26 protein-coding genes are annotated in these 25164 nt (G+C 45.5%); 9 read left to right on the top strand and 17 right to left on the bottom strand.

The features are described 5' to 3' along the window. Positions 1–63: 63 nt before the first annotated feature. From OSC7112_RS13375 to OSC7112_RS13345, 7 genes are all read right to left on the bottom strand, one after another. Positions 64–324, bottom strand: coding sequence for a DUF433 domain-containing protein (locus tag OSC7112_RS13375; protein ID WP_015176393.1), 261 nt, complete (start codon positions 322–324; stop codon positions 64–66). 238 nt (positions 325–562) lie between these two features. After that, positions 563–1417 (bottom strand): DUF1822 family protein, encoded by an 855-nt coding sequence (locus OSC7112_RS13370; protein ID WP_015176392.1) that lies wholly within the window; start codon positions 1415–1417, stop codon positions 563–565. Continuing rightward, positions 1417–2373, bottom strand: a complete 957-nt coding sequence (locus OSC7112_RS13365) for a hypothetical protein (RefSeq protein WP_015176391.1) — start codon at positions 2371–2373, stop codon at positions 1417–1419. Before OSC7112_RS13365 ends, OSC7112_RS13370 begins: the two co-directional genes overlap by 1 nt. A gap of 295 nt (positions 2374–2668) precedes the next feature. Continuing rightward, positions 2669–2878 (bottom strand): CsbD family protein, encoded by a 210-nt coding sequence (locus OSC7112_RS13360; RefSeq protein WP_006632574.1) that lies wholly within the window; start codon positions 2876–2878, stop codon positions 2669–2671. 197 nt (positions 2879–3075) lie between these two features. Next, a complete protein-coding gene (locus OSC7112_RS13355) occupies positions 3076–3903 on the bottom strand; it encodes a PHP domain-containing protein (RefSeq protein ID WP_015176390.1) in 828 nt (275 codons plus the stop codon). Positions 3904–4359: 456 nt separating this feature from the next. Next, the gene (locus OSC7112_RS13350; RefSeq protein WP_015176389.1) at positions 4360–4641 is read right to left on the bottom strand and encodes a hypothetical protein; all 282 of its coding nucleotides are present in this window, start codon (positions 4639–4641) and stop codon (positions 4360–4362) included. A gap of 39 nt (positions 4642–4680) precedes the next feature. Continuing rightward, positions 4681–4947, bottom strand: a complete 267-nt coding sequence (locus OSC7112_RS13345; protein ID WP_041622518.1) for a hypothetical protein — start codon at positions 4945–4947, stop codon at positions 4681–4683. A gap of 154 nt (positions 4948–5101) precedes the next feature. On the opposite strand from OSC7112_RS13345, the gene OSC7112_RS13340 reads away from it, so the two are divergent. After that, on the top strand, positions 5102–5428 hold the full coding sequence (locus OSC7112_RS13340; protein ID WP_015176388.1) for a hypothetical protein: 327 nt from the start codon (positions 5102–5104) through the stop codon (positions 5426–5428). 148 nt (positions 5429–5576) lie between these two features. Here OSC7112_RS13340 and OSC7112_RS13335 read toward each other — a convergent pair whose 3' ends face one another. Further along, positions 5577–6044 (bottom strand): tetratricopeptide repeat protein, encoded by a 468-nt coding sequence (locus OSC7112_RS13335; protein ID WP_015176387.1) that lies wholly within the window; start codon positions 6042–6044, stop codon positions 5577–5579. 55 nt (positions 6045–6099) lie between these two features. Between OSC7112_RS13335 and OSC7112_RS13330 the strand changes: the two genes are divergently transcribed. The 4 genes from OSC7112_RS13330 (at position 6100) to OSC7112_RS13315 (ending at position 9060) form a co-directional block, all read left to right on the top strand. Beyond that, complete coding sequence (locus OSC7112_RS13330; protein ID WP_015176386.1) at positions 6100–6687, top strand: histidine phosphatase family protein; 588 nt, start codon at positions 6100–6102, stop codon at positions 6685–6687. 304 nt (positions 6688–6991) lie between these two features. Continuing rightward, on the top strand, positions 6992–7771 hold the full coding sequence (locus tag OSC7112_RS13325) for a HipA family kinase (protein WP_015176385.1): 780 nt from the start codon (positions 6992–6994) through the stop codon (positions 7769–7771). 33 nt (positions 7772–7804) lie between these two features. Beyond that, positions 7805–8632, top strand: coding sequence for a DUF3037 domain-containing protein (locus OSC7112_RS13320; protein WP_015176384.1), 828 nt, complete (start codon positions 7805–7807; stop codon positions 8630–8632). Between the two features lie 44 nt (positions 8633–8676). Then, positions 8677–9060 carry a VOC family protein gene (locus tag OSC7112_RS13315; protein WP_015176383.1) on the top strand — a complete coding sequence of 128 codons (384 nt, stop codon included), beginning with the start codon at positions 8677–8679 and terminating at the stop codon, positions 9058–9060. A 177-nt stretch (positions 9061–9237) separates the two neighbouring features. On the opposite strand, the gene OSC7112_RS13310 is transcribed toward OSC7112_RS13315, so the two are convergent. Together OSC7112_RS13310 and OSC7112_RS13305 are read right to left on the bottom strand one after the other, a co-directional pair. After that, positions 9238–9528, bottom strand: a complete 291-nt coding sequence (locus OSC7112_RS13310; protein ID WP_015176382.1) for a hypothetical protein — start codon at positions 9526–9528, stop codon at positions 9238–9240. 42 nt (positions 9529–9570) lie between these two features. Continuing rightward, on the bottom strand, positions 9571–10242 hold the full coding sequence (locus OSC7112_RS13305; RefSeq protein ID WP_015176381.1) for a phosphoribosyltransferase: 672 nt from the start codon (positions 10240–10242) through the stop codon (positions 9571–9573). 167 nt (positions 10243–10409) lie between these two features. On the opposite strand from OSC7112_RS13305, the gene OSC7112_RS13300 reads away from it, so the two are divergent. From OSC7112_RS13300 to OSC7112_RS13290, 3 genes are all read left to right on the top strand, one after another. Next, positions 10410–11096 carry a uracil-DNA glycosylase gene (locus tag OSC7112_RS13300; RefSeq protein WP_015176380.1) on the top strand — a complete coding sequence of 229 codons (687 nt, stop codon included), beginning with the start codon at positions 10410–10412 and terminating at the stop codon, positions 11094–11096. 223 nt (positions 11097–11319) lie between these two features. Further along, positions 11320–12588 (top strand): DNA methyltransferase, encoded by a 1269-nt coding sequence (locus OSC7112_RS13295; RefSeq protein ID WP_015176379.1) that lies wholly within the window; start codon positions 11320–11322, stop codon positions 12586–12588. Beyond that, entirely contained in the window at positions 12581–13498 is a 918-nt protein-coding gene (locus tag OSC7112_RS13290) for a Bpu10I family restriction endonuclease (protein ID WP_015176378.1), read from the top strand. The genes OSC7112_RS13295 and OSC7112_RS13290 overlap by 8 nt, the downstream gene beginning before the upstream one ends. Before the next feature lie 30 nt (positions 13499–13528). On the opposite strand, the gene OSC7112_RS13285 is transcribed toward OSC7112_RS13290, so the two are convergent. From OSC7112_RS13285 to tyrS, 3 genes are read right to left on the bottom strand one after another with little or no spacing between them, the layout of a single operon-like run. After that, positions 13529–14110 (bottom strand): hypothetical protein, encoded by a 582-nt coding sequence (locus OSC7112_RS13285; protein WP_015176377.1) that lies wholly within the window; start codon positions 14108–14110, stop codon positions 13529–13531. 36 nt (positions 14111–14146) lie between these two features. After that, positions 14147–14857, bottom strand: coding sequence for an orotidine-5'-phosphate decarboxylase (gene pyrF / locus OSC7112_RS13280; protein ID WP_041623103.1), 711 nt, complete (start codon positions 14855–14857; stop codon positions 14147–14149). 40 nt (positions 14858–14897) lie between these two features. After that, the gene (gene tyrS, locus OSC7112_RS13275) at positions 14898–16130 is read right to left on the bottom strand and encodes a tyrosine--tRNA ligase (protein WP_051041510.1); all 1233 of its coding nucleotides are present in this window, start codon (positions 16128–16130) and stop codon (positions 14898–14900) included. Positions 16131–16430: 300 nt separating this feature from the next. Between tyrS and OSC7112_RS13270 the strand changes: the two genes are divergently transcribed. Then, positions 16431–18350, top strand: coding sequence for a transglycosylase domain-containing protein (locus OSC7112_RS13270; RefSeq protein ID WP_015176374.1), 1920 nt, complete (start codon positions 16431–16433; stop codon positions 18348–18350). Between the two features lie 142 nt (positions 18351–18492). Here OSC7112_RS13270 and OSC7112_RS13265 read toward each other — a convergent pair whose 3' ends face one another. The 4 genes from OSC7112_RS13265 to OSC7112_RS34475 all read right to left on the bottom strand — a co-directional run bounded on the left by OSC7112_RS13265 (position 18493) and on the right by OSC7112_RS34475 (position 25117). Next, complete coding sequence (locus OSC7112_RS13265; protein WP_015176373.1) at positions 18493–18816, bottom strand: DUF1825 family protein; 324 nt, start codon at positions 18814–18816, stop codon at positions 18493–18495. Positions 18817–19191: 375 nt separating this feature from the next. Beyond that, the gene (gene lepB, locus OSC7112_RS13255; protein ID WP_015176372.1) at positions 19192–19788 is read right to left on the bottom strand and encodes a signal peptidase I; all 597 of its coding nucleotides are present in this window, start codon (positions 19786–19788) and stop codon (positions 19192–19194) included. A gap of 507 nt (positions 19789–20295) precedes the next feature. After that, complete coding sequence (locus OSC7112_RS13250; RefSeq protein ID WP_006632591.1) at positions 20296–22773, bottom strand: ATP-dependent Clp protease ATP-binding subunit; 2478 nt, start codon at positions 22771–22773, stop codon at positions 20296–20298. A 625-nt stretch (positions 22774–23398) separates the two neighbouring features. Next, on the bottom strand, positions 23399–25117 hold the full coding sequence (locus OSC7112_RS34475) for an alpha/beta hydrolase family protein (RefSeq protein WP_015176371.1): 1719 nt from the start codon (positions 25115–25117) through the stop codon (positions 23399–23401). Between the last annotated feature and the right edge of the window lie 47 nt (positions 25118–25164).

Raw genomic sequence — 25164 nt, 5'->3', positions numbered from 1 at the left:
TTCCGTGTCTCATAGCTATCGAAACAACGCGGATGCTGCCCAAATTTTCATCAAGTTTTAACTTCACTTTAAAACTACCTTTTTTTCACCCACAGGAATTTCGACATAACAATCTCTTGCCAACTCAGCCCCATAAGCAATACAAGCCAAAACGTCTTCTCGTTCAATTCCCGGATATTCCTCAAGCAATTCTTCCAAAGTCATGCCGCTAGCGAGAAAGTCCAGAATCAGAGAAACCCAGATGCGATGACCGCGAATACAGGGTTTGCCAAAGCAGATATTCGAGTCGATTGAGATGCGAGACAGTAAATTATTTTGAGTCATGTCTTTTCAATTACATATTTTCCATTGATTCATTGTAATGAATTTTAGGGTTGAGTTGTGGGGGCCCATAAACCGGGTTTGATGGACGAAAATATTTCGTTTCAACCCGCAGATGTGGCAATCAAACCCGGTTTCTTCTGTCGGTGGGAATTCAGAAGCCGGGTTTGATGGACGAAAATATTTCGTTTCAACCCGCAGATGTGGTCAAAAACCCGATTTCTTCAGTCGATGGGAACCCCTACAAGTCATCATCATCTCCCCAAATCTCAGCTAACTTCTCCAACAAATCTTCAGCAATCAGATTCAGTTCCGCTTTCACATCCTCCTCAATATCTGAAGCTTTCTCAACAGGTGAAGATTGATCGCGAGAGAAAGATATATCTCTATTTCCCAAACCTCCACTACTAGAACCACTTCCCGCTAAAGCCTTCCCTCCTTCATATCCCCAGTCAGATTTCTCACTACTGTGCAAAACTTTATTCAAAATTGCCACAATTTCAGAAATAGATTTGTTTTGCAAATTATCCCGAACTTGTGCTTGTACCGGGTCATTTTCTTCCAAATCAGATAGCAACTCTTCAATTTCATTTTGCACTAGCGGAATTGCCAACTCAATCCGATCCAAATACTCCCACAATTCCTCAACTGGTTTGAGATTACTTAGAGAAATCTCTTCAGTTTTATCCAGAATTTCCACAGCCGGAATAAAGCCCAAAAGTTTCACCTTATCGAAAGGTTCGGCAAACTGAACGACGATATATGCAATGCGATTTTCCCGCACTTCCGGCAGAAAAATCGCCGATTCTCCGAGCTGAACCGGACAGCATTCTATCTTGCCAATTCCCGGCAAAACCAAATCGCCCACATCCACAACCGCCCGCATTGCTGGATTCCAACTATCACCACTCTGAATATCGGTTTCCATTTCCATCCATTCCAAGAAATAGTTAACCGCCCAAACCGCCAGGGTATTGAAATAAACCCGCTTGCCTTTTTGCGGATTAGCTTGCTCTGAAGCAAATTGCAGAGCCAAATTGCGGGCAGTTTGCTCCAGAGGAATTTCTAACAAATAAGTATCTATGCTATTCACCATTATTCCTCGGGTTGATATCCAAACTTAAGTGCAATCTCTTTGACGAGAGCCAAACCTGTTCTTTTCCAGTGAGAGTTGAGAGTTTGATAGTCAATGTTTAACTCTCTGGCAATTTTAGACAATTTATCTGGAGGGTCTTGCAACAGCAATCGCAGTGCGAGTACGTGAGAATTGGCATCCGGCCGAGGGCGGCGATTTTCGGGATTATTTGGCTTCTTCTTATCTATTTTTTCATTGGGATAACTGTTTCGCAGTTCTCCCGTCGGATCGTCTTCAATACACTGCCATAGTTGGCGGCCGATGCGCTGCTTATTTTGAGCTTGTTCTCTCTCGATGAGTTGCTCAATTCCATTTTTCGTGGTATGGTCTATCGGTTCTTGAGCCGCAAATTTTTCACCTCGGTTGCTCGTAATCGGAGCATCAAAACTCACACTAAAAATCTGTTGCTGCATCCGGCGATATTGCTCATAGACTTTGTTCTTGAGAGTTTTATTGAACCGCTGAACCACTCGGGTTCGCAACACATCAGCAGCGAGATTGTCGAGGTCAATTCCCCTCAAAAATGCCGAAAGCGTTTTGAGAAAACCGCAATAAGCTTCCTGCATCATTTCCTCTAAATCAATATTAGGATAAGGATGCTTGCGAATTCCGGGCAAACGGGGAATGAGTTGGCACAATTGATTTTTGAGTCTTTCTTGTTCCTTACTACCCTCTTGCGAGTCTTTCAAGAGTTGTAGAAGTTGGCGTAACTGTTCGTCGGTGTTCACAGGCACGTTCGGATGACATCGAGATAATTCGATTCTCCCAGGGAAAATAGCGCTGTAACCTGCCAGCAGTAACAAAGTCAAGGAAATCGGTTTGAGTTCGCAACCCGTGGGTGGAAGCAACAAGTTGAAACTTGCCCCTACAGGAACTAAAGCTGCTAAGGGTTCGACGGGGGTATCATGTCTCGTCATAGTCCAGTTTTTGCGTGTTGATACTCTGATATCGCAGGTTTTGGCGGCTTTATGCAGAATTGAGCAAAAATTTTTCGTAAAGGCAATGCGATAAGGACTGAAGTCCTTACTACGAAATTAATCCGGTGTAAAATTAACAATCGTAGGGACTTCTCCACTGCGCTTTTGAAGAGATATCGCAGGATTCACCCAGTTTTATGCACATTCCAAAAATAAATCATATCAAACCCTATTGATAGCAAAGGATTTGATATGAAGCGAATTCTATTAGCCAGGATTTGGTATAGCGCGGTTTTTACAATTTGTCGATCGACCTTTTGGCTTTATCTGCCAGATTTTTTACCGCATTTTTTGCATCTTCTGCTGCGTGGCGGGCGGCAGCTTCGGCTTGTTTGGCTTTGCCTTCAACCTGGTCTTTTCTGTTGCCCGTGATGTTGCCGAAAATTTCCTGAGCTTTGCCTTCTAAATTTTTGCCGATCGCCTTCGCTCTGTCTTCTGTACTCATGATAAGCTCCGTTTGGCAAGTTGCTTTACTAAAATTGTAAAATCAACTCGCCTGCAATTGCCTGTAACTTCATATTAATTTATATTCTGCTTGACTTCGGTCTTCTTCTGATGATTTACTTCCGGCAAACTCGTCACTCAAAAAGCCAAGGATTTTTTTTGACAACTGTATACATCCCCCAATTTCGTCCTAAAAAACTATTTCAAACTGGCCGCAGCAACTTTAATCGGTTCTAGCAATTCTAACGGCAAATGCAGCATATTCAATTGGGTGCTATCTGCTGCTTTCCTTTCAGGATCTGGGCCGTGATAATCGCTGCCCCCAGTTGCCAGCAAACCGTAATCAAGGCACAACTCTTTCAACTTTTGGATTTGGCTGGAACTGTGGCTGGGATGGTATACTTCAACTCCCATTAAACCAGCATTTACTAATTCTTGTAAGACTTCCTCAACAGCGCCGCCGCGAAATAAATAAGGGTGAGCCCACACCGGTACTGCGCCGCAACTCTTCAGTAAATCAATGCCTTCGACGATCGAGAATTTCTCGTAATGAACATAAGCCGGGCCGTCATCTCCCAGCCAGCGATCGAATGCTTCCCGCGATGATTTGGCGTGACCGGCTTTTACAAGTGCAGAGGCAATGTGAGGCCTTCCCGGTGCCATTCCTGGGGATGTTTTTGGCAGTTCGATCGCGTATCCCATTGCTGCTAATTTTTCGACCATTTCCTGCGATCGGCGAAACCTTCCTTCCAGGCGATCGTTCAAAGGAACTCGCAACTTATTTGCATCGGGATAAAAACCTAAAATGTGCAGCGAACGGCCGTTGTGAACGGTGCTGAGTTCGAGTCCGGGGACTATTTCTATACCGTACAAAGCAGCGGCGGCGAAGGCTTCATCCCAACCCGACATCGTATCGTGATCCGTGACGGCCAAAGCGCGAACCCCCGAAGACGCGGCGGCGGCTACGAGTTCGGCAGGGGTGAGAGTGCCGTCGGAATAAGTAGTGTGGCAGTGGAGTTCTAGCATTTTTTCGGGTAAGTTAAAGTCTGTGAAACCTGCAATTATTCCCCTCACTCATGTGAGATATACCGTCATGCAATTTTAGATTTTAGATTTTAGATTTTCGACTTCGGCGCGAGCGCTATAGGAGAACGATTTTAGATTGAATTAGTGATGATATCAGGGTTTGCTGTTATAGCTCTTCTCAGGTAGATTAGGTATGACTGACAACTTATATAACGACTAAATAAGAGGGTTCGCATCCCAACTACTTACCTCATTTACTTGAGAACCGCTATATCTACCGTTGCCTTTTTTCCGTAACTGATTTCACTGCAACCAACAAGTTTTTCTGTGATTTAAATCTGTTAGCTGTAATAAGTTTTCCCGCCTTAACTTTGTACCTTTCTGTTTATTAAAGCTTTGCGTATGTTGAGCATCCTGTCCGCCTTTTTAGTTGAATTTAGATGCAAAACAGCTTAGCTATTTCTTGATTTCTCGCATTGGGGAAATGACACCCTCTGGCAATTTAGAAGGAACCGGCGATATTTCAATACTTTGTATGTTGTGAACTGGGATAACTACCAGTTTATCTGCCAATTCGAGAATTATCGGGTCTGCCGTCAACATTTTGTGCAGGCGAGTCCCTAAAGTTGCTTGTTCTCCTACTGTTCCCTCTGGCGCACTGAACTGGAAGTGTTGCTGTTTGCCATTGGTATAGTGAATTGTCAGATCGATAATTCTTTCTTGGTTGGTTGCTTGCATAATTTTTTTTCCCTAACAGTCGATCGGGACTTCGCAAAATTAACAATCAATCAAAACTGGCGATCGCACCACCGTTGGAAAGCTTTTGACCGAACCGGGCTTTCGGTATGAAAGTTCGCTTGCTCCTAATTTTATCACAAAAACTGTACGGAAACTCGCCAACTTACCCAGTATACAATTGGCAGTCGCGCTGTCTTCGCTCCTCAAGGTGCGAGATCCTTCGCCAGCAATATTTGGTCGATCGGGCTTTCTTTTATGCCAATTGGCAAAGTGGCTCAATTTAGCCTCTGTAGCGACTTGACTCAAAGCGCTCTCAAGTCTCGCAGCAGAAGCATTTGAGCGCTTTGGGTATCAAGGTTTTGCCAGGTGGGAACTGTGGAGGTTAGGATAGCGGCATTCTGCTGTCACTGCGGTAGAGGATTTGTTTATAAATTAATAACATAACATTCAGGTACAGCTTATGAAATCCACACTTTGTTTTCCCGAAACTTCTATTGAATCTAACACCGTTGCTGTTAACAATAATGCTATTGAATCTTGTATTGTTGCAGCTTGGATTGATTTAGTTGGAGGAGATTTTGATAGCTTGGGAGGAGATGATTGGCTGCCATTGTGCGGCGACATTGATGACGGCGAAATTTACAGGGAATGGTTTTTGTGGCAAGACAGCGAAGTAACTCAAGAATGGGAAGCTTACGATCCCATTACTAATTATCGAGTTGTGGCATCTAGCCGAGAAATGATGATTGCTAAAATCGACCAAATAGAAGATACCCGAAAAATTTAGTTGAGTGGTAGAAGGTTAAATCTTGATTTTCAACTTTAATAAAAATTTTGTAAACAAACCCGGTTTCTCCCAACCACACTCAAGAAACCGGGTTTTTTCGACCACAAATCTAGGGTTGGGTTGATTTCCACGGGTCGAACATAATAATTTATGTCGCTACTGCTTTTTGTTTTTCTCGTTCTAATTTGCGCTGCTTCAAGGCGGCAAGATTTTGTTTAATCGTGTCGATCGCAAATCCAGCCCCTTGCTGTTGGTATAATTCGCTGGCACGGATCAAATCGGCAACAGCCTCATCATCCGATCGCAAATTTGCAAAAGCTAAGCCGCGATTGTGGTAAGCTTCTGCCAAAGTTGAAACTTGTTCTACAGCGCTGGTAAATTTATCTTTGGCTTTGCGGTACTTTCCCGACTGATAAGCCTCAATTCCTTGTTGAAAATAAACGGAAGCTTTGCTACCGCTGTCGGTATCTGGAAATTCAGGGTAAGTTAAAATTGGTTCTTTAAAGAGTACAGAAATGCTGCCCTTGCCGAAGTAAGCCCAAGTCATTGTTCCAAACCCAATCCCCAGCACGAGGGCAATAATGACAGACAGAGCAATAAAATTGGTGAGTTCCATAGAGCAATATTTGTTGTATTAGAATATGATAAGATAATTTCTAACTTCTGGAACAATGGCTGCGCGGATTGACCTAAACTGGAAATGGTTTTTCGGATCGCTAGCTTTAGTATTGTCGATCGGCTTAATTACTGCAACTGCAAGTTCTGACGCAGCAACCAACCCGCAAACTCAAGCAGGGTGGCAATTGTTGCAGCGGGGTGAGACAGGGTTGGTGGTAGCAATGCGACACGCGATCGCCCCAGGTACGGGAGATCCTGCTAACTTTAAGTTGGGCGACTGTTCCACCCAGCGCAATTTATCAGCACAAGGAAGAACCCAAGCCAAGCAAATTGCAGCCGAATTTCGCAACCGCAACATCAAAGTAGCCAGAGTTTTATCGAGTCAGTGGTGTCGGTGTTTGGAAACAGCAAAACTGATAAATTTAGGCAAAGTCGAACCGTTCCCAGCGTTGAACTCGTTCTTTAGCGACAGCAGCAAAGAAGCCAGACAAACAGCCACAATTCGCAAATTAATTGTGGACAACCGCAACACAAAAGGCGCGATTATTATGGTAACTCATCAAGTCAATATTACCACTATAGCAATCCGATCTGAGTCTCACAACACAACGCCCTCTTGTCTTCCTAGACTTGTTGTATAGCAAGACTTTCAGATTTTACAGATCTAGAAAATCACTTAGGATTGCTATATCACTGATATTGTACCGCAAAGTGGCGAAGCTGTTATTCTCAAAGGATCTCGACAAGGTAAAATCCAAATAGTCGGACGAATTGGAGGATTTTAAATAGGTGTAGCAATCCTTACCGAATTCGTGAACTCTTGCTTTCGTCTTCCTTTGCGTTCTTCGCAGTACAATAAAAAAATCGTTGACAAATCCTTTAGTCTTGCTATATAAAGTGATAATGTATAAAGTTCCAGCAGATTGATGACTTCGAAATATTATTGTGAGCGATCGTGCAGAAACTAAGCCAGAGACAATAAAAAGGTGGAAAGACTGTTTAGAAGCAGGAATCGATCGAGGTGAAGATCCTATAATTATCATTACCTTTCGTTCAGGATGGGATTCTGCGGCTCGTCCAGTTTTAGCACGCGGTATTGATAAGCGCGAATATGTCATTAAGGGGCAACAAGCGGGGCGTCAAATCGTCAACGATCAGGTGGTAGCAAGACTCGGTATGGCAATCGGAGCACCTGTGGGAGAACCTTGTATTGTTGAAATTTCTGAGGAACTAATTGCTGAAGATTCTAGATTTTCCTATTTGACTCCAGGGACGGCTCACGCTACGCTTTATATACCTAAATGTTCTTCCGAAAGAGAAGAAATTAACTACACAAACCAGCCAGAAAACCGCGAAAGGTTTGCTTTGCTAATTTTGTTGTACGGATGGGTCTATGCTAATGATTATCAATTCATCTATAAAAATGCTCGCCCCAATTTGGTTTACTCTGTAGATCACGGTCATTTTTTTCCAGGCGGCCCAGAGTGGAAACAGCGCGACTTACTCCAAGCTGCTAGTGCTGAGATCAACCATCGTCTTGTTTCTAATTGTAAACTAAAGCTAGAGGATATTCGCCAGGGACTTCCGCTTCTCGATGCTGTCAGCGAAGAAACCATTATTCAAGCTGTGGCTGCTCCACCCAGCGAATGGGGACTTACAATTGACGAGCGTGTTACCCTGGTAGAGTATCTTGTTAAAAGAAGACAGGATTTACTGGCGCTCTGATAGGCACGCTCGTCCGACAAAAAAACTGAAACAATGGCAAGTAAGTATAGTATCGTTCAATACGTTCCCAATCCGATTGCTAACGAACGGATTAATATTGGTGTTGTTGCTTTCAACGAAGAAGAGGTGCGCGTCCAGTTTCTCACAAACTGGGAGCGGGTGCGGCATTTTGGCATGGAAGATGTTACTTTCTTGAAAGAGTTTGCTCAGCGAATGTCCCAAGCGGCTGCCTCTGGATTAATTTTTCCTGGGGATAATCGAAATGCTCCTTATCAGGAACGTTTAAATAAAATTGCCCGTGATTGGCTCTCGGCTATTCAGTGGACAGAACCTCGCGGCTCGTTGGAGGATGTGGATAGTTTACTAGAAGATATTGCTAGTAATTTTTTGGTGGATTTGAATTCTCAAAAACCTCATCGGCGTGACCGCGAAGCTGCTGCTAGATTAACCACTGCTAAATTCAGAAAGGTTCTTCAACAGTATGTGAAAAATGATGCAAAAAAACTCCTAAAAACAAGTTATTCAGTGCAGGGTATTCATACGGAGCACAAGTTTGATGCGGTTATTGCAAATGGGCGACCTTACTTGGCAGCACACGCTATATCATTTGAGGTGAAGATACCCGAACACCTGCAAAACTCTTTGTCTTGGATGATTACTGATGTAAAACAGTTTCAGCCTGATTTTCCTATTGCAATTGTGGCGCTACAGCCCAAAAAAGACGTTGACAACTATCAAGAACGTCAGCAAACTTATCAGCAAGCTACCTCGACGTACTCAGACCTTGGTGCAAAAGTTCTTGCAGAAGATGATGTGGAAAATTGGGTGCTAGAAAGACTTGAGAAGGCTAATCTCTTGTAAATATAAAGCGATTTTCCATTACCAGTTCCCCATTACCAATTTATATGAGTTTCCAATACAGCGCCGCCCTAGTGACTTTAGCAGACCTTGATAAGGAAGTTCTCGTTAAATTTTACACAAAATTTCTCGACCTTGAACCAAACCCTTACATTCCCAATACTTATGCTGAATTTCAACTCCCAGGCTTAAGACTGGGCATATTCAAACCCAAAGATTCTCACAAATCGGAATTTGCCAATCGAGCAAAAACAGGCATGAGTTTGTGTTTGGAAGTCAGCGATATCGAAACTGCGATCGCCCGAATTTGGGCTTTAGGTTATCCGCCAAACGGAGAAATTATCCAAGCTGCTCACGGTCTAGAAATCTATGCCTTCGATCCCGCCGGCAACCGCATAATTTTACATCAATCCCACGATCGTGTAGGATGATGGCTAATTATTGGTGAACTCTCGATCTTCTCTTCTCTTCCTTCGCGTCTTCGCGGTTCGTTCAAAAAAACCTCTAGTTCACAACCCGCTGAGGATTGCTATATAACTTATCCAATTGCTTCACGACCTTCGCAATGACCTTGTAAAACAAGCCTTGACAAATCAAAACTGCCTTAACTATCTAATCAGTTCAGCAAAACTATAAAAACTGATAATTAATAACAGCAAGGCTGTCAGATGAGTTAGCTGAAATTGAGGCCGCGGGCCGATGTATTCTCGCACCAAAATTGAAAAAGACGAACCAATTATATAACTCAGAGACAGCGTTAAATATTGCCACTGCAATGTTACACTCCACAGCCCCAGCAAAATCATCGCTAAAGTCAACATCACCAACTCAACAAAGCGAGGCGGATTGTGCTGAGTAGACAAAATCAAAGTGTCCAACCAATATTGCCAAGGTCTCATGTTTTAGCGATCGAGCTTTTAGATTTAGCCTTCTAGCTTAACCTACGATCGCCACTCAGTTTGTTGCTGCAAACACCTTAAAGCCTCCGCCGTCTCAACCTGCGGAAATTGCCCGTAAAAGCGACTGACACTGTAAAAAGGGTGAGGAGTCTCCAGAACGATCAACTTATCGCCCATTTCGGCCAAAAATCCCATCAATTCTGCCGGGGCGACAGGCGCGCAAATCCACAAAGCCGCCGGTTGCTGCGACTGCAAAGCCAGCGCCGCCACAGCCATCGTCATCCCCGTAGCAATGCCGTCATCTACCAAAATCGCCAAAGCCCCCGCCGCGCTGACATTGGGGCGTCCAGAAGACAAATCCGCCAGCAGAGATTGAGCATTATTTTGAGCCACGGGCAGTGCTAATTTTTGCAAGCGCAAATTGTGCTGCTTTTGCTTGTGCCAGAGGACGTAGCCGTCAGCAGTTGCAGCCCCGATCGCCAATTCTAAATTATCCGGGCGAGTAATTTTCTTGGCGACAACCACATCCAAAGGACAGCCCAAGCGGCGCGCAATCGGCACCGCAACGGGCAAACCTCCGCGCGGCAAGGCGTAAACAATCGGTTTAACAGCCTCCTGTGCCGTTAAATTCAACTTGCCGAGCTCGCCCAGAACTGCCTCGGCCAGTTTTTCGCCTGCATCGGCGCGATCGTCAAAAAACGGGTTAGAGAACATATTTTTGCCTGTACGAGCTCAACCAAATAATGTGAGATTTGCGAGTATTAATTGGAGATTGTGCGCTCGACAGCATTGCACACAAGCTTCTAGCCAATCTCAAATCACCAAACCCGATCTAAACTATAAACTCTAGACTCCAAAATATCTCCCTAATTGTAAAATGTATGTCCAGCGACTTGCAACTGAGCCTTTTTGACAACAATCAAAGTGCCACTTTCCAAACTGACTCAATACCAGCAAATGCCAAAATTCCCATTCCTCCGGGCACTTATCAAAATATGGAACAAATCGGCGAGCACTGCAACCGCTGTCACCGCTGCGAATTGGGCAACAGCCGCACTCACGCCGTCATCGGGCGCGGCAATCCTCAAGCCTCAATTTTGATTGTGGGAGAAGCGCCCGGACAAAACGAAGATGAAACCGGATTGCCCTTCGTCGGGCGATCGGGCAAACTGTTAGATAAGATTTTAGAATCCGTGGGATTGAGTGCAGAAACCGACGTATTCATTGCCAACGTCATCAAATGTCGCCCTCCCAACAACCGCCCTCCGACAGCCAAAGAAATCGAAGCTTGCAAACCATACTTGCTCGAACAAATCCGCATCTTAGACCCCAAAATTATTTTATTAACCGGTGCCACAGCCCTCAAAGGTTTGCTAAGCGACAAGCGACCAATTAGTAAAATCAGAGGTCAGTGGATTGAATGGGAAAATCGTTTGTGTATGCCGATTTTTCACCCGTCGTACTTGCTGCGAAATCCCTCCCGCGAACCGGAAACTCCGAAATGGTTTATGTGGCAAGATATGCAGGCTATTAAGGCTAAATTGGATGAATTAAAAGAGCAATTATAATCAACTTTTTTTGTTGATTTGTATTCGGCTTTGAGGCACAATATCGGATTTTTACCCACAATCTTAAAACCTGCCCCCACCCACCGAAAAATTATAATTAATTTTCCTTCGCAATTGGTATGGGGCTGGTTTCACCAACAATCTCTGATTTTTACCTGCCATCTACAAAACAAGTTCCCGCTTTCCATTTATAAACTCACGCCCCGTAGTAAAAATCCGAATTATGGTTGTCTCTAGTATTTTTAGTAAAACTCCTATCAATAGACAAGAAATTCCTCAAGAACTCTTAGACATTGAAGATAAACAACGTACTAATCCACTTCCTTGGAAAGGGCAATTTTCCCCCCAGTTCATCGAAACTTTAATTAAGAAATATGCCACTAAAAATAGTGTAATTTTCGATCCATTTTTAGGTAGTGGAACAGTTTTATATGAGGCAGGAAGATTCGGACTGGAAGCCGGCGGAACAGAAATAAATCCAGCAGCTTTAATCCTAGCTAACACTTATAAATTTATCACTATTTCACCCAGACAACGTGAAAAAATTATCAATTGTTTTCTCACTCAACTAAAAACAGAGATATGGGAGAGAATGCCACTCTTCCAAACAATACAAAAAGAAATTACGCCCAATGATTTAATAGATAAAATTGTAGACGTAGCCGTTGATGATGAAGAAAAATTCCTTAATATTCTACATGAATTATTAGTGATATTGCTAGACTTAGACAACAAAAAATTTACCAAATCAAAAGTTTTTATACTTGCGGAAAATATCGCTACTTTTGTCCTGAAACTACCCTATAGTAAAAAGCCGATAAATGCCTATAATGCCGATGCAAGACACGTTCCCTTACAAAACTCTAGCGTCAATCTTGTGATTACCTCCCCCCCTTATATCAATGTATTTAACTATCATCAGCAGTATCGCGGTTCTACTGAGGCACTAAACTGGAAAATTTTAGAGGTGGCAAAATCAGAGTTTGGTTCTAATCGCAAGCATAGAAGTAATAGATTTCTAACTGTGATTCAATATTGCTTAGACATGGCCTATACTTTGCAAGAACTGTTAAGAATATGCAGCCCTAACAGTAGAATGATATTTGTACTAGGTAAAGAATCAAATATTAGAGGGACGCCTTTTTTAAACGGGGAGTTAGTTGCAGAAGTTGCTCGTCAAGTATTGGGGATTAGCTTAGATATCCGTCAAGAAAGAAGTTTTGTAAATCGCTATGGAAAAACTATCAAAGAAGATATACTACACTTTACAAAAAGAGAAGAATTACAGTATTATTTTGACATACATCAAGCCAGATCTCTTTCTGTAGAAGCCTTAATATCTGCTTATTCTGTAGCGAATGAACAAGTAAAATATGATATTAAGGATGCTATCGATAAGGCTGCCACAGTAAAGCCCTCACCTTATTTCGATCGGCAGCGTTCACGGAAAACCATTGAAATACTCAACCCAAAAGCAGAAAATTATGTTTAATTTAACTCAACCACATGGAGACAAACTAGCAGCATTACTTGATAACGAGAAATTACCTCCTACAGATAAACGGCGTGTTAATCAAGCAATCGAACACTATAAAAAATGGTTGGAAACGCTTAAAAACATCAGGGCGGATGATCTGGAAGTTGTTCCAGAGATGGTATCCCATCTAACCTCCTATAAGCGATACATTGACGTTGAACTAATTTTTGACAGTGATGATGATTTTTTGTACCGTCAAAAAGGGCAATTAAAACTTGACAACTCAATTATTGAAGAATTTATACCTATCTTAGTTACAACCGTCTTTGCAGATTCATTAAAGGACAAAGAATTATCCTTTGGCCCAACACAGTGTTTTTCATCACTACGATTTGAGTCAAGTTTAAAACTCAGTCCAAAAGGCGGTGGGATGAGTATTCGAGCCAAGGAACAAGATTTTGCGATTAGTAGAAAAATATTTCTAAAAGCCTCTCATAACCAAGATTTTAAGGAGACTACCTCCCGCGAGGCAAATATTGCTTATGTTGCGGCTGAGTGTAAAACAAATCTTGATAAAACCATGTTTCAAGAGGGCGCAGCAACTGCCCTGGATGTAAAATTGAGTGTACCAGGAGCCAAGTATTTCTTGCTATGTGAGTGGCTTGATATGTCGCCGATTAGCTCATCACTCACAGCTATTGATGAGATACTAATTTTGAGAAAAGCCAAACGTTTAACGTCTAATATAAGAAAGGATTTTAGTACGGTAAAGGGAAGAAAGAAAAATAAAGATTCTTTTGTCAACCATCTCGATAACAACCCCTTTGCACCGGAAGTTTTTATGAGATTTTTAAAGGAGATTGAAGGAATGATTGGTAAAGATGAACTAGACGAAGATGACGTGCTCTCAAGAGGCTATTTTTAAGTGTAAAAAAATAATCGCAACCAGCGAAAGTTATGGCTTTGCCTGACAATCGCGCAACCATAAACGAATAGCCTCAGCAATTTCGCTTTTCTTATCTTGACCTAATAAAGGACGAACATCGGCCACGGTACTAAACCTAGAAACAATTTTTACTAATTCCCAACCGTTCTCCGTTTTAGTGAAAAACAGCCAATGATATTGCTCAATTTCGACTCGTTTTCCGCCGCGATACTGCCTTTCCAAAGTAGTAATGAAAACTTGACTGGCATTTTCTGGAAGTGCATCCCCATAATTTAAAGGTAACGGTTCAAACTCCGGGCGGCCCGCTAAAATTATTTGAGGCAGCGCGTAACCGGGCGGTGTGTTAGTGTTAGGAGAAAAGTGCGATCGCACAATTACGCGATTAGCATAACTCGGCAAATCTTGCAACAGGCGATCGACCAAAGTTTCTAAATCAGCGGGACAGGGCGATCGCGCTAACAAACCGTACCGACTTGCGTTTATACTGCGATCGGGATTGGTCACAAAATTAACTGCCAAAGTCGGAGTTGCAACCGCAGATATCAGCAGATAAACACAGATGAACGCTGATAGGATTTTATCTGGGTTCATCTGTGTTCACCTGGGGTTTAAAAAACATTCATCTTGTTATCCCAACTCTTCACAAATACGCGCAAAAGCCGCCACCGGATCGGGCGCAGCAGTAATTGGCCGCCCCATCACCAGATAATCCGCACCAGCTTTCACAGCAGCCTTCGGAGTCATCGATCGTTTTTGATCGCCTCCATCGGCCCATTTCGGACGCACGCCGGGACAAACTAACAGAAAATCATCCCCGCAACTCATTCTTAACTGTTCCACCTCTTGCGGAGAACAAACAGCCCCAGCTAAACCCGTTTCCTTAGCCAACAATGCCATGTGCAAAGCATATTCCGGCAACTCCAAAGGTATTTTCAACTCAAAAGCCAACTGTCGCGAATTCAAACTCGTTAACAGCGTAATTGCAATCAACTTAGGACTCGGTTTATCCACAGCCGCCGCCCCTTCAGTCAAAGCCAACTGTGCCGCTTTCAAAGCATCTTTACCGCAAGTAGAATGGATAGTCAATAAATCCACATTGTACTTAGCAGCAGCCCGACAAGCACCAGCCACCGTATTCGGGATATCGTGAAACTTCAAATCGAGAAAAATCCGCTTTTCCCGCTGTTTTAAAATTTCCAAAATCCCCGGCCCGGAACTCACAAACAGTTCCAAACCGACTTTCCAAAAAGATACATCAGGCAGTTTGTCAAGAAGTGCGATCGCATCTTCCTGACTCGAAACATCCAAAGCAACAATAATTCGATTATCAGCGTTCATAGCGCGTTCATCAGCCTTCATCGGCGGTTAAAAAAGAGATTCAAGACACCAATCGCACAAACTTATTCTTCCCAACCTGCAAAACCTTACCGCATAAATCAGCAGGTGATTCAAAAGTAAGATTAACATCAGAAACCCGATCGCCATCCAACTTCACCCCGCCGCCCTGCATCAACTTCCGCGCCTCACCGCTGCTTTTACAAAGCCCGCTAGCACTGAGAATATAAAACAACTTAGCCGGAAACTGCACACTTGCCAAAGAAAACTCCGCCACAGCATCAGCTTGTCCCGCAGCACCTTTAACCAGGGCAATTGCATCTTGTTGTGCGCGTTCCGCCGCTTCCTTTCCCCGATACTGGCGCACCACCTCCACAGCCAAAAGTTTCTGTTTTTCTCGCGGATTTTCTGGCAATTCATCAAGCGGCAAATCTGTCAATAGTTCAAAATATTGGGCGATCGAACTATCAGCAATTTTCTCCAGCTTAGAATACATACTCAGCGGGTCTTCCGACAAACCCACATAATTGCCCAAAGATTTCGACATCTTTTGTACGCCGTCAGTCCCGATCAAAATCGGCATCAGCAAACCAAACTGCGGCTTCATCCCAAAATGCCGCTGCAAATCTCTCCCCACCGCAATATTAAACTTTTGGTCGGTTCCCCCCAACTCCACATCCGCTTCCAAAGCCACCGAATCGTAACCTTGCATTAGTGGGTACAGAAACTCGTGCAGATAAATCGCATTTTCCTGCTGCATCCTGTTATCAAATCCCTCTTTAGCGAGCATCTGCTGCACCGTCATCGTCTTCAGCAGTTCCAAAATCTTCGCCAAGTCCAATTTCGACAACCACTCGGAGTTGTAGCGAATTTCCAAACGTCCGGGCGTGTCAAAATCTAGAATCGGACGCACTTGGTCTAAATAAGTCTTGGCATTTTCCGCCACTTGTTCGGCACTCAACTGGCTACGCATCTCCGACTTCCCTGTCGGATCGCCAATTCTTGCGGTAAAATCTCCGATGACTAATACCGCTGTGTGACCGGCATCCTGAAAAGCTCGCAGCTTTCGGACGCAAATGCTGTGTCCCAGGTGAATGTCACTGCCTGTCGGGTCAATTCCCAGTTTGACGCGCAACGGTCGATCGACTTTTGCCAGCAGTTGAGCTAAATTTTCGTCAGGGTTGCTAGAATCAGGTCGATCTGGAAAAATCTCGCTGACGCCGCGGTAAAGCGCTGAAAGGTTAGGAGTTATCATCGGGGAGCGATCGTTCATCATATTTTGCCAAAGTGCAGCAGAATTAGTTACACTCACTGGTTGACGCATAAAAACATAACTATCAAGCTACTATAATCCCAAAGCTGACCGGCTTTCATTAGCTGACCCCGCCCAAAAACGGATACCAGCCCCCGACAACAGTCGTGGAGATCCCCAAATTTTAGACTCTTGTTCAAACTCCCAGATTCATCTGTGGAATAAATCTAAAATCCAAAATCTAAAATCGACTGACAGTCTTTAGGGTTCGCATCTAAAATTAAAAGTCTTAAACCCCAAATCAAGTGAGGAAGTGAAATCCACGTGTCAACCAACGCAGTCCGCAAAAACACGGAAAACTCAGCCCCCGTATTCGAGTTTGTTCAGTCAGTCAGTAAAGTGACCGCCGGAACCATACTCAGCATGACAATGCTTGCCAGTTCCGTAGTCGCTGGCGGACTGGTTGGCTTAGCGATCAGCTTCCGCAATTTGCCAGATGTTCGCATCTTGCAAACCTACTCTCCCACAGAAACTACCCACATTTACGACATCAACGGCAAGCCCCTAGCCAGCATCCACGACGAAGCCAACCGGGATGTCGTACCCCTTGACCAAATCTCCCCGAACCTGAAACGAGCTGTTCTGGCGATCGAAGATAGCAACTTCTTCACCCACAAAGGCATCAACCCCGGCGGGATAGCCCGAGCTCTCCTAGTCAACCTAGAGAAAGGTAGAACCGTGGAAGGCGGCTCGACTATGACTATGCAGCTAGTCAAGAACCTGTTTCTATCTCCCCAGTCAAAAGTTAGTCGCAAGATAGCTGAAGCGGTAATGTCTATCCGCTTGGAGCAAATTCTCACCAAAGACCAAATTCTGCAACTATACCTAAATCAAATCTACTTAGGTCACAACTTGTACGGGGTAGAGACAGCCTCTCGAAGCTATTTCAACAAGTCAGCAAGTAATTTGACTCTTGCAGAAGGAGCGATGCTGGCCGGCTTAATTTCTGCCCCCGAAGAATACAGTCCTTTCGTCAATTACAAGTTGGCAAAAGAGCGGCAAACAACCGTTTTAAGCCGCATGAAGGATCTTAAATGGATTACGCCGGCCCAAGAGACTGCTGCCCGCCAGGAAAAAATTAAGCTAGGCAAAATTACCTCTTTTGGCGGATCTCAAGTTCCTTACGTAACACAAGCCGTAGTCCAGGAACTGACGAGGCGTTTCGGGCGAGATGCCGTGGTTAAGGGAGGAATGCGCGTTCAAACCACGATCGACCTCAAAATGCAGCGCATAGCCGAAGAAACAGTCAAAGCGTGGCACACTCGGCTTTACTACCAAGGGCTGTTTTACGATCGCGACGAAGGTCAAATTGCCCTAGCCGCCGTCGATCCCCGCACCCACTTCGTGAAAGCAATGGTGGGCGGCGTCGATTACGAAAAGAGTCAGTTCAACCGCGCCATTCAAGCACGCCGCCAGCCCGGATCTTCTTTTAAGCCTTTTGTCTACTACGCTGCCTTTGCTAGCGGCAAATACAGCCCCGATTCAGTTGTATACGACTCCCCTGTCGGCTACCGCGACGGCGACGGCTACTACTACCCTCAAAACTACGGCGGCGGCTTCTCCGGTGCCGTCAGCATCCGCAGAGCTTTGGAAGTATCTCTCAACGTTCCCGCCGTCAAGCTTGGACAAGAAGTCGGATTGAATAAAGTGATTGAGATTTGCCGGGTGCTAGGCATCAGAAGTCCGATGGAACCGGTCATTTCTTTGCCGTTGGGTGCCGTTGACCTCACTCCTTTAGAAATGGCCGGAGCTTTTGCTACCTTCGCCAACAACGGCTGGCATTCTGACACCACGTTTATCGTGCAAGTCACTGACAGCAGTGGCAACGTCTTGCTCGACAATACGCCCAAACCCAAATTAGTTCTCAATTCCTGGGCGGCGGCATCTGTCAACAGTGCCCTGCAAGGGGTAATTAACAACGGAACGGCAAGGGCGGCCCAACTTGGACGACCGGCTGCCGGGAAAACAGGTACAACTTCTTCTGAACGGGATATCTGGTTTGTGGGTTACGTGCCGCAGTTGTCCGTGGCGGTTTGGATGGGCAACGACAATTATAGACCGATGAGCTACGGTGCTACTGGCGGTACTATTGTCGCCCCTGTTTGGCGTGATTTTATGAGCCAAGCTTTGGAAGGCATTCCCGCAGAAAGTTTCAAACCTGCTTCATCTTTTGAGCGGCCTTAACTATCAGTCATGGGGCATGGGCCCGCGCAGGGCATGGGGCATCGGCCAAATAGGGCATCGGCCAAATAGGGCATTGGGAATACTTTCTTCCTTCTTCCTTCTTCCTTCTTCCTTCTTCCTTCTTCCTTCTTCCTTCTGCTCACTAGGATTGTTTTTCCAGCTCAGATTTCATCCGCTCCAGCGTTGAGTTCATTTGCTCAAACATCTGCTGGGGCGTGATGCCAAATTGATTGAGCTGTGTTTTTAACTGCTCTACAGTCATCTGAGCCATGAAGTCCTCAGACAGCTCGAAGCGCTTCATAAAAATACGGTAGCGCTCCATCATTGATTCCATCTGAGCGATGAACATTTTCTTGCCTTCGCGATCGAATTTGCCGTAACTGCCACCTAGTTTGATGAGAGATTGATAGTCTTCAAACAACAGCTTGGCTTCTTGTTGAACAATTTCTGAATCAAAAAATCCCATAGCTTTCCTAATTTTTTAATATTCAACTAATTTTGATCTAAGCGAGAAATCCCGCTGCTTTTTGTACCATTTTATCAGTTGCCGGAGGAAGTCCCTACCCCTTAAGGCACAAGAATAAGTAGAAATTTCCGTACAGCATAAGGCATCGGGCAAATAGGGCATGGGGCATGGGGCATCGGCCAAAGAGGGCATCGGGCGTCGGGCATGGGCCAAAGAGGGCATCGGCCAAAGAGGGCATGGGGCGTCGGGCATGGGCCAAAGAGGGCATCGGCCAAAGAGGGCATGGGGCGTCGGGCATTGGTTATTGGTTATTCAAACTAACAACCAACCAATAACCAATAACTGATGACTGATGACTGATGACTGATGACTTCTTCAAACTTCCCCGATGCGTTCTAGAGGCCAAAACCGCACTACAGCGCGGCCGATGATATTCTGCTTAGGTAAAAATCCCCACCTGCTGGAGTCGTTGCTGTTGTTGCGGTTGTCTCCCATCACAAAGTATTGATTTTCTGGGACGCGATAAGGCCCCCACTCGTATTTAGGAGGTTCGGCAATATATTTTTCGACGAGGGGTTTGTCGTTGAGATAAACTAAACCTTTTTTAACGGCGACGGTTTGACCCGGTAAGCCAATTACCCGCTTGATGAATGCTTGGTCTTGGGTAAAGCCTTGTTCTTGTAACTGTTCGGGCGGGGCAAATACTACGATGTCGCCAGTTTTTGGAGGTTCGAGGTAGTACGAGATTTTTTCGACTACGACGCGATCGCCCACGTGCAAAGTGGGTACCATAGAATCTGATGGTATGTAGCGCGGTTCGGCAACCAAGGCTCGAATCACTATTGCTAAACTCAAAGCAATAATCACTATCTGAAGATTTTCAAAGCTAGACTTCCACGCTTTCTGCCACCAGCTTTCAGCAGGCGGATTTTCTGCTACTTCTGTACCCAAATTCTTTTTTTCAGATGTCATGAAAGTCCTCGCTATATAGTTGCCACTAATTATCTGATTAAGCTCGCTCAGCATTTAAATTGCATCTCCAGAAATAATCAAACCATGAGCTGGCTGCACACGCGAACCAGCACAAAATATACAATTTAAATGCAGTAGAGCTTACCATTGAAGTATGTCGCTGTTAATTACTAGACGTGAAGTGCAGGCATTTGCAAGCCATCTTGAAAAGCATCTGCGGTTTCCCTAGCACTCCAATATTTATGCCATAATATCAAATCCGTTAGCATCGGAATAGTAAATTCGAGTTCACGGCGTTGACTGTTGACTGTTGACTGTTCACGGCGTCAACAGTCAACATCATGTATGAGTGTAACCGGAAATGATATAACTCTCCTGTTGATATTAACTCAGAAAAAAGGCAGAGAATTTAAATTCTCTACCTTTTTTATTTGAGGATTTTGAGTTGTTTGCGACTGCGAGATTGGTTATTTCCAAACATAACTCGCGATCGCACACAACTCCAACTTACTCGGCGCCTTGGGGCAGCAATTCCCGCTTTTGACCTTGCAGCACCTTAACAATTCCGTCCTCGCCCACATCCACAACAGCGGTGTCGCCGTCTTTGATGCGGCCAGAAAGGATTTCCTCAGCCAAGCTGTCTTCCAGCAAGCGCATAATGGCGCGGCGCAGGGGTCGAGCTCCGTAGCTGGGGTTGTAGCCTTCTTCTACCAGCCGTTCTTTGAATTTTTCGGTCACTTCCAGGGTGATTCCCTGTTCTGTCAAACGGCCGAACACTTCTTTTAGCATGATGACCGCGATTTCCTTGACTTCTTCCTTGTTCAACTGGCGGAAGACGATAATTTCGTCGAGTCGGTTGAGGAATTCGGGGCGGAAGTAGTTTTTGAGTTCTTCGTTAACCAAAGAACGAATGCGGTTGTAATTAGCATCGGCTTGGTTGTCGCTGAACTCGAAGCCGAGACCGCCGCCGCCTTTTTCAATCACCTTAGAACCAATGTTTGAGGTCATAATCAGCAGCGTGTTTTTGAAGTCCACGGTGCGACCTTTGGCATCTGTTAAGCGGCCGTCTTCCAATATTTGCAACAGCATATTGAAGACATCGGGGTGGGCTTTTTCGATTTCGTCGAACAGCACCACGGTGTAAGGACGGCGGCGGACTGCTTCTGTGAGTTGGCCGCCTTCGTTGTAGCCGACGTAGCCCGGAGGGGAACCGATGAGTTTGGAGACGGTGTGACGTTCCATGTACTCCGACATATCCAGCCTAATCATCGCGTCTTCGGAACCGAAGAAGTAGCCGGCTAGGGCTTTGGTGAGTTCGGTTTTGCCGACGCCTGTGGGCCCGGAGAAGATGAAACTGGCGATCGGGCGATTGGGATTTTTTAAGCCGACGCGAGCGCGGCGGATGGCGCGGGAAACGGCTTTCACTGCTTCTTCCTGGCCGATCAAGCGCTGGTGCAAGGTATCTTCCATGTGCAGCAGCTTTTCGGATTCAGATTCGGTCAGTTTGTTAACCGGTACGCCCGTCCAGCTTGCCACGATTTGAGCGATATCTTCTTCGGTGACAACTGGCGATGGGTCGGTTTCGCCGGTGCGGGCCGAGTCGGTTTTTTTGGCTTGGGAAATAGCGCGAATTTCGGCTTTGATCGTCATTTCTCGATCGCGCAATTCGCCGGCTTTGTCAAAGTCTTGAGAACGCACCGCTTCGTCTTTGTCTTTGAGGACTTGGCGCAGTTCTTTGTCCAGTTCTTTAGCTGCGGGGGGCAGTTGGGAGTTGATCAGGCGGACTCTGGAACCAGCTTCGTCTACCAAGTCAATTGCTTTGTCTGGGAGGAAGCGGTCGGAGATATACCGATGTGAGAGTTTGGCGGCGGCTTCCAGGGCCGTGTCCAAAATTTTCAGCTTGTGGTGCTGTTCGTAGCGTTCCCGCAGACCGAAGAGAATCTCGATCGTCTCGTCCACGGTGGGTTCGCCGACCATGACGGGCTGGAAGCGCCGTTCTAAGGCTGCGTCGCGCTCGATGTGCTTGCGGTACTCGTCGAGGGTGGTGGCGCCGATACACTGGAGCTCGCCTCTTGCCAAAGCCGGCTTGAGAATGTTGGCGGCGTCGATCGCCCCTTCAGCAGCACCCGCACCGATCAAAGTGTGCACTTCGTCAATCACCAAAATCACGTTACCCGCTGTGCGGATTTCGTCCATGATTTTTTTGAGGCGTTCTTCAAATTCGCCCCGGTATTTCGTGCCGGCAACGAGCAAGCCGATGTCGAGGGTAACGACGCGCTTTTCTTCGAGGATATCTGGGATGTCGTTGTTAGCGATGCGCTGGGCCAGACCTTCGGCGATCGCGGTTTTACCGACTCCGGGTTCGCCGATTAGCACCGGGTTATTTTTGGTGCGGCGACCGAGGATTTGAATTACCCGTTCGATTTCTTTTTGGCGTCCGACTACTGGGTCTAGTTTGCCATCGACCGCCATTTGAGTGAGGTTGGCACCGAATTCATCGAGGGTTGGGGTTTTGGTGCGGGCACCTCCGCCGGTGGCTGCGACTTCTGCGGTTTCTCCCAGCATCCGAATGACTTGGGTGCGGACTTTCGACAAGTCTACTCCCAGGTTTTCTAATACTCTGGCCGCTACTCCTTCACCTTCGCGGATCAGGCCCAGCAGCAGGTGTTCAGTACCTATATAGTTGTGTCCGAGTTGGCGAGCTTCTTCTAGGGATAATTCTAGAACCCGCTTGGCGCGGGGGGTGAACGGAATTTCGACTGCTACGAAGCCGGAACCGCGCCCGATGATTTTTTCGACCTCAATCCGAGCGTCTTTGAGATTGACCCCCATTGATTTGAGGACTTTAGCTGCCACCCCGGTTCCTTCACCGATCAGACCCAGGAGGATCTGTTCTGTCCCTACGAAGTTGTGACCCAGGCGGCGAGCTTCTTCCTGGGCCAACATGATTACTTTTATTGCTTTTTCTGTGAAGCGTTCAAACATGATTTATTCCCATCACCTGCTGCTATGTGCCCGTTTCGAGGTCACGCTCGCACAACGAGCGTTTGTGTTCGAGTGTTAACTCGTACTGCTTATTCTAGCGCGACACTCCCAACCTATCTGCCGCACTCGGCTGCGGTTGCAGATTCCAGGCTCATGTTGCAGGGTGGCTTTCAACTGGGAAGACCCAAATGGTGGCTGACCTACAACCTCCCCTAGACTGCAAGAAGATTGCTCTTCTCGGCCCGTGCCCAACCTACGACTGCGTATTGATGGATTCTAGCATAATCTTTTTGGCTGTCATGCAGGTGCAAAAGTGATAATTCTCGAAGTGTAGGGCAGTTTTTTTACAAAAGTTATTGCTTAGACGGGCGATCGATGTACGAACTTTAAAAAAATTAGGACTTACGGATGAGGCCCAGAAACCTGGTTTTTTCACGAAAAGACGCGCTGTAGCCCACAAATTTAGCAAAAAACCCGGTTTCTTTAGTCGGAATGCGTGCACTGAAAGTTTATAGTTTTCTTTTAGCGCAACTACAAACCTCAAAATCGATCGTAGTGTAGTGTTGCCAAGTTCTAAAGATTGACTGCTCGCAGCTACCTCTGCAATACCGGAGAAAGGTCAATCCTAAAATGTCCTTGTAGGGAACTGTAGTCGCGAAGCCCAGAGACCGTCAATCTTTGCAATCAATTCACTTCCCGACCAGAGAAAGGTTTGAGTGATGAGGTTTTGCGCCTCAATATTCACGCCACCTAAAATTATGTCAGTGTCTGGATTAAACCTCTGAATATAGGCGTAATCATTTCCGCCAGCGACTGAGTACCAATTTCTTGTACCATCACCAATATAAAATGTGTTAAGAGATTGACCGCTGTTGCCAATTAAAGTATCTACCTCAGCACTAGACAAACTGTTGTTTTCTGAACCTCTTAATATATTCAGACCGGCACCACCTCCGAGAGTGTCGTTTCCAGAACCACCAAACAAGATATTAGTGCCGTTTCCACCAGTGAGATAATCATTACCATCATCACCGCGAATGGTATTCCTGCCATTTCCGCCATTGATGTTGTCATTTCCAGCCCCGCCAGAGATGGTGTCATTCCCAGTGCCAGCAGTGATAAAATCACCACCCGCCTCACCAAAGATCAGATTATTCCCATCTCCGCCACCAAGGGCGTCAACTCCATTCCCCCCAGAGATGATGTCATTACCAGTGCCAGCAGAGACAATATCGTCCCCATCCCCAAAATAATAAGTATGGTTGCCGTTGTTGTTGTAATATTTCCCAAAAATTCCCGTTCCCGTTAATACGTCGTTTCTGTTAGTCGCGTAGATGATTCGGTCATTTATCCCGCCATCAAGCTTAGCACCAACCAGAAACAAAGGATTATATTGAGCATCAACGGGAATCACTCCTTCATGCACTTGAGGAGAGACATTAAAATCCCCTTTATAGAAATTTGGTCTAAATTGATGATCGGCCCGCGTGTCACTCAGACCCAGAATATTTGTGGCTAAACGAGAATTGCCTGCTGCATCAGTTTTAACTAAATTTGTGTAGGCAGTGACGACACCGTTGTGTTGAGCAATTTGTGCCGGGATATTATTCGGATCGCTGCCGAAGTCAAACAGGAAAGATTCTTTGGCAGTGCCTGCTTGAGCTTCATTTCCTGCTAAACTACTGATGCCATTAAAACTTCTTGAAACTGCTGCACCCCCAAAATCTAAGCGTTTGATTGGATCTGGAGTTCCTCCATTCCTTACGTATCCATTTGATAAGTTAGTATCGAAGCCATTAACTCTATCGTATGGACTGACATCTTTCGCCTTATTTGATGCTGGGTCAAGGGCTGTAACCGAACTCACTTGACTCCCGTAGCTAGTGAAACTGGCGGCAAGATCGCTGGCCAGGTGAGCACCCAGACTATTACCAACAATATTGAGTGCTGCGGCTGGCATTCCCCACTCAACAAGTTTGTCTCGGACTGCGTTTGCCACTGGGGTAATCCATGAACCCGATCTGTAAAGGTCTCCAGCGGCGATTCCTAATGGTCCAATATTGAAGAACTTGGTGCCACTCACTTGAGTCCAGTCAAGGGCTAAAACCGTATCGTTTGGGTTAGCATCCCTGATGGCTGTCGCCAGATTTGGATCGTAATAATCGGCAGGATTTGTGAAACCCGGAAGTAGCAGCCATACTTTTTGTCCACTCCATTGATCGGCAGAGGGAATGCCGAAGGGCGCGCGAATATTGATTTGACGCTGACTTGGACTAAAAGCATTGCTAGGTGGGTTCTTAGTTTCGCCACCTGTCACCAAAAACGGAGTATCGATTACTGCCATTGTCTATTCCTCTCAAGTTAGGTTGTTAAAGATTATTTGTTTCTGTT

The organism is Oscillatoria nigro-viridis PCC 7112, from assembly GCF_000317475.1.
In the GTDB taxonomy this organism is placed as follows: domain Bacteria; phylum Cyanobacteriota; class Cyanobacteriia; order Cyanobacteriales; family Microcoleaceae; genus Microcoleus; species Microcoleus nigroviridis.
This window is presented reverse-complemented; position numbering and strand designations above follow the sequence as displayed.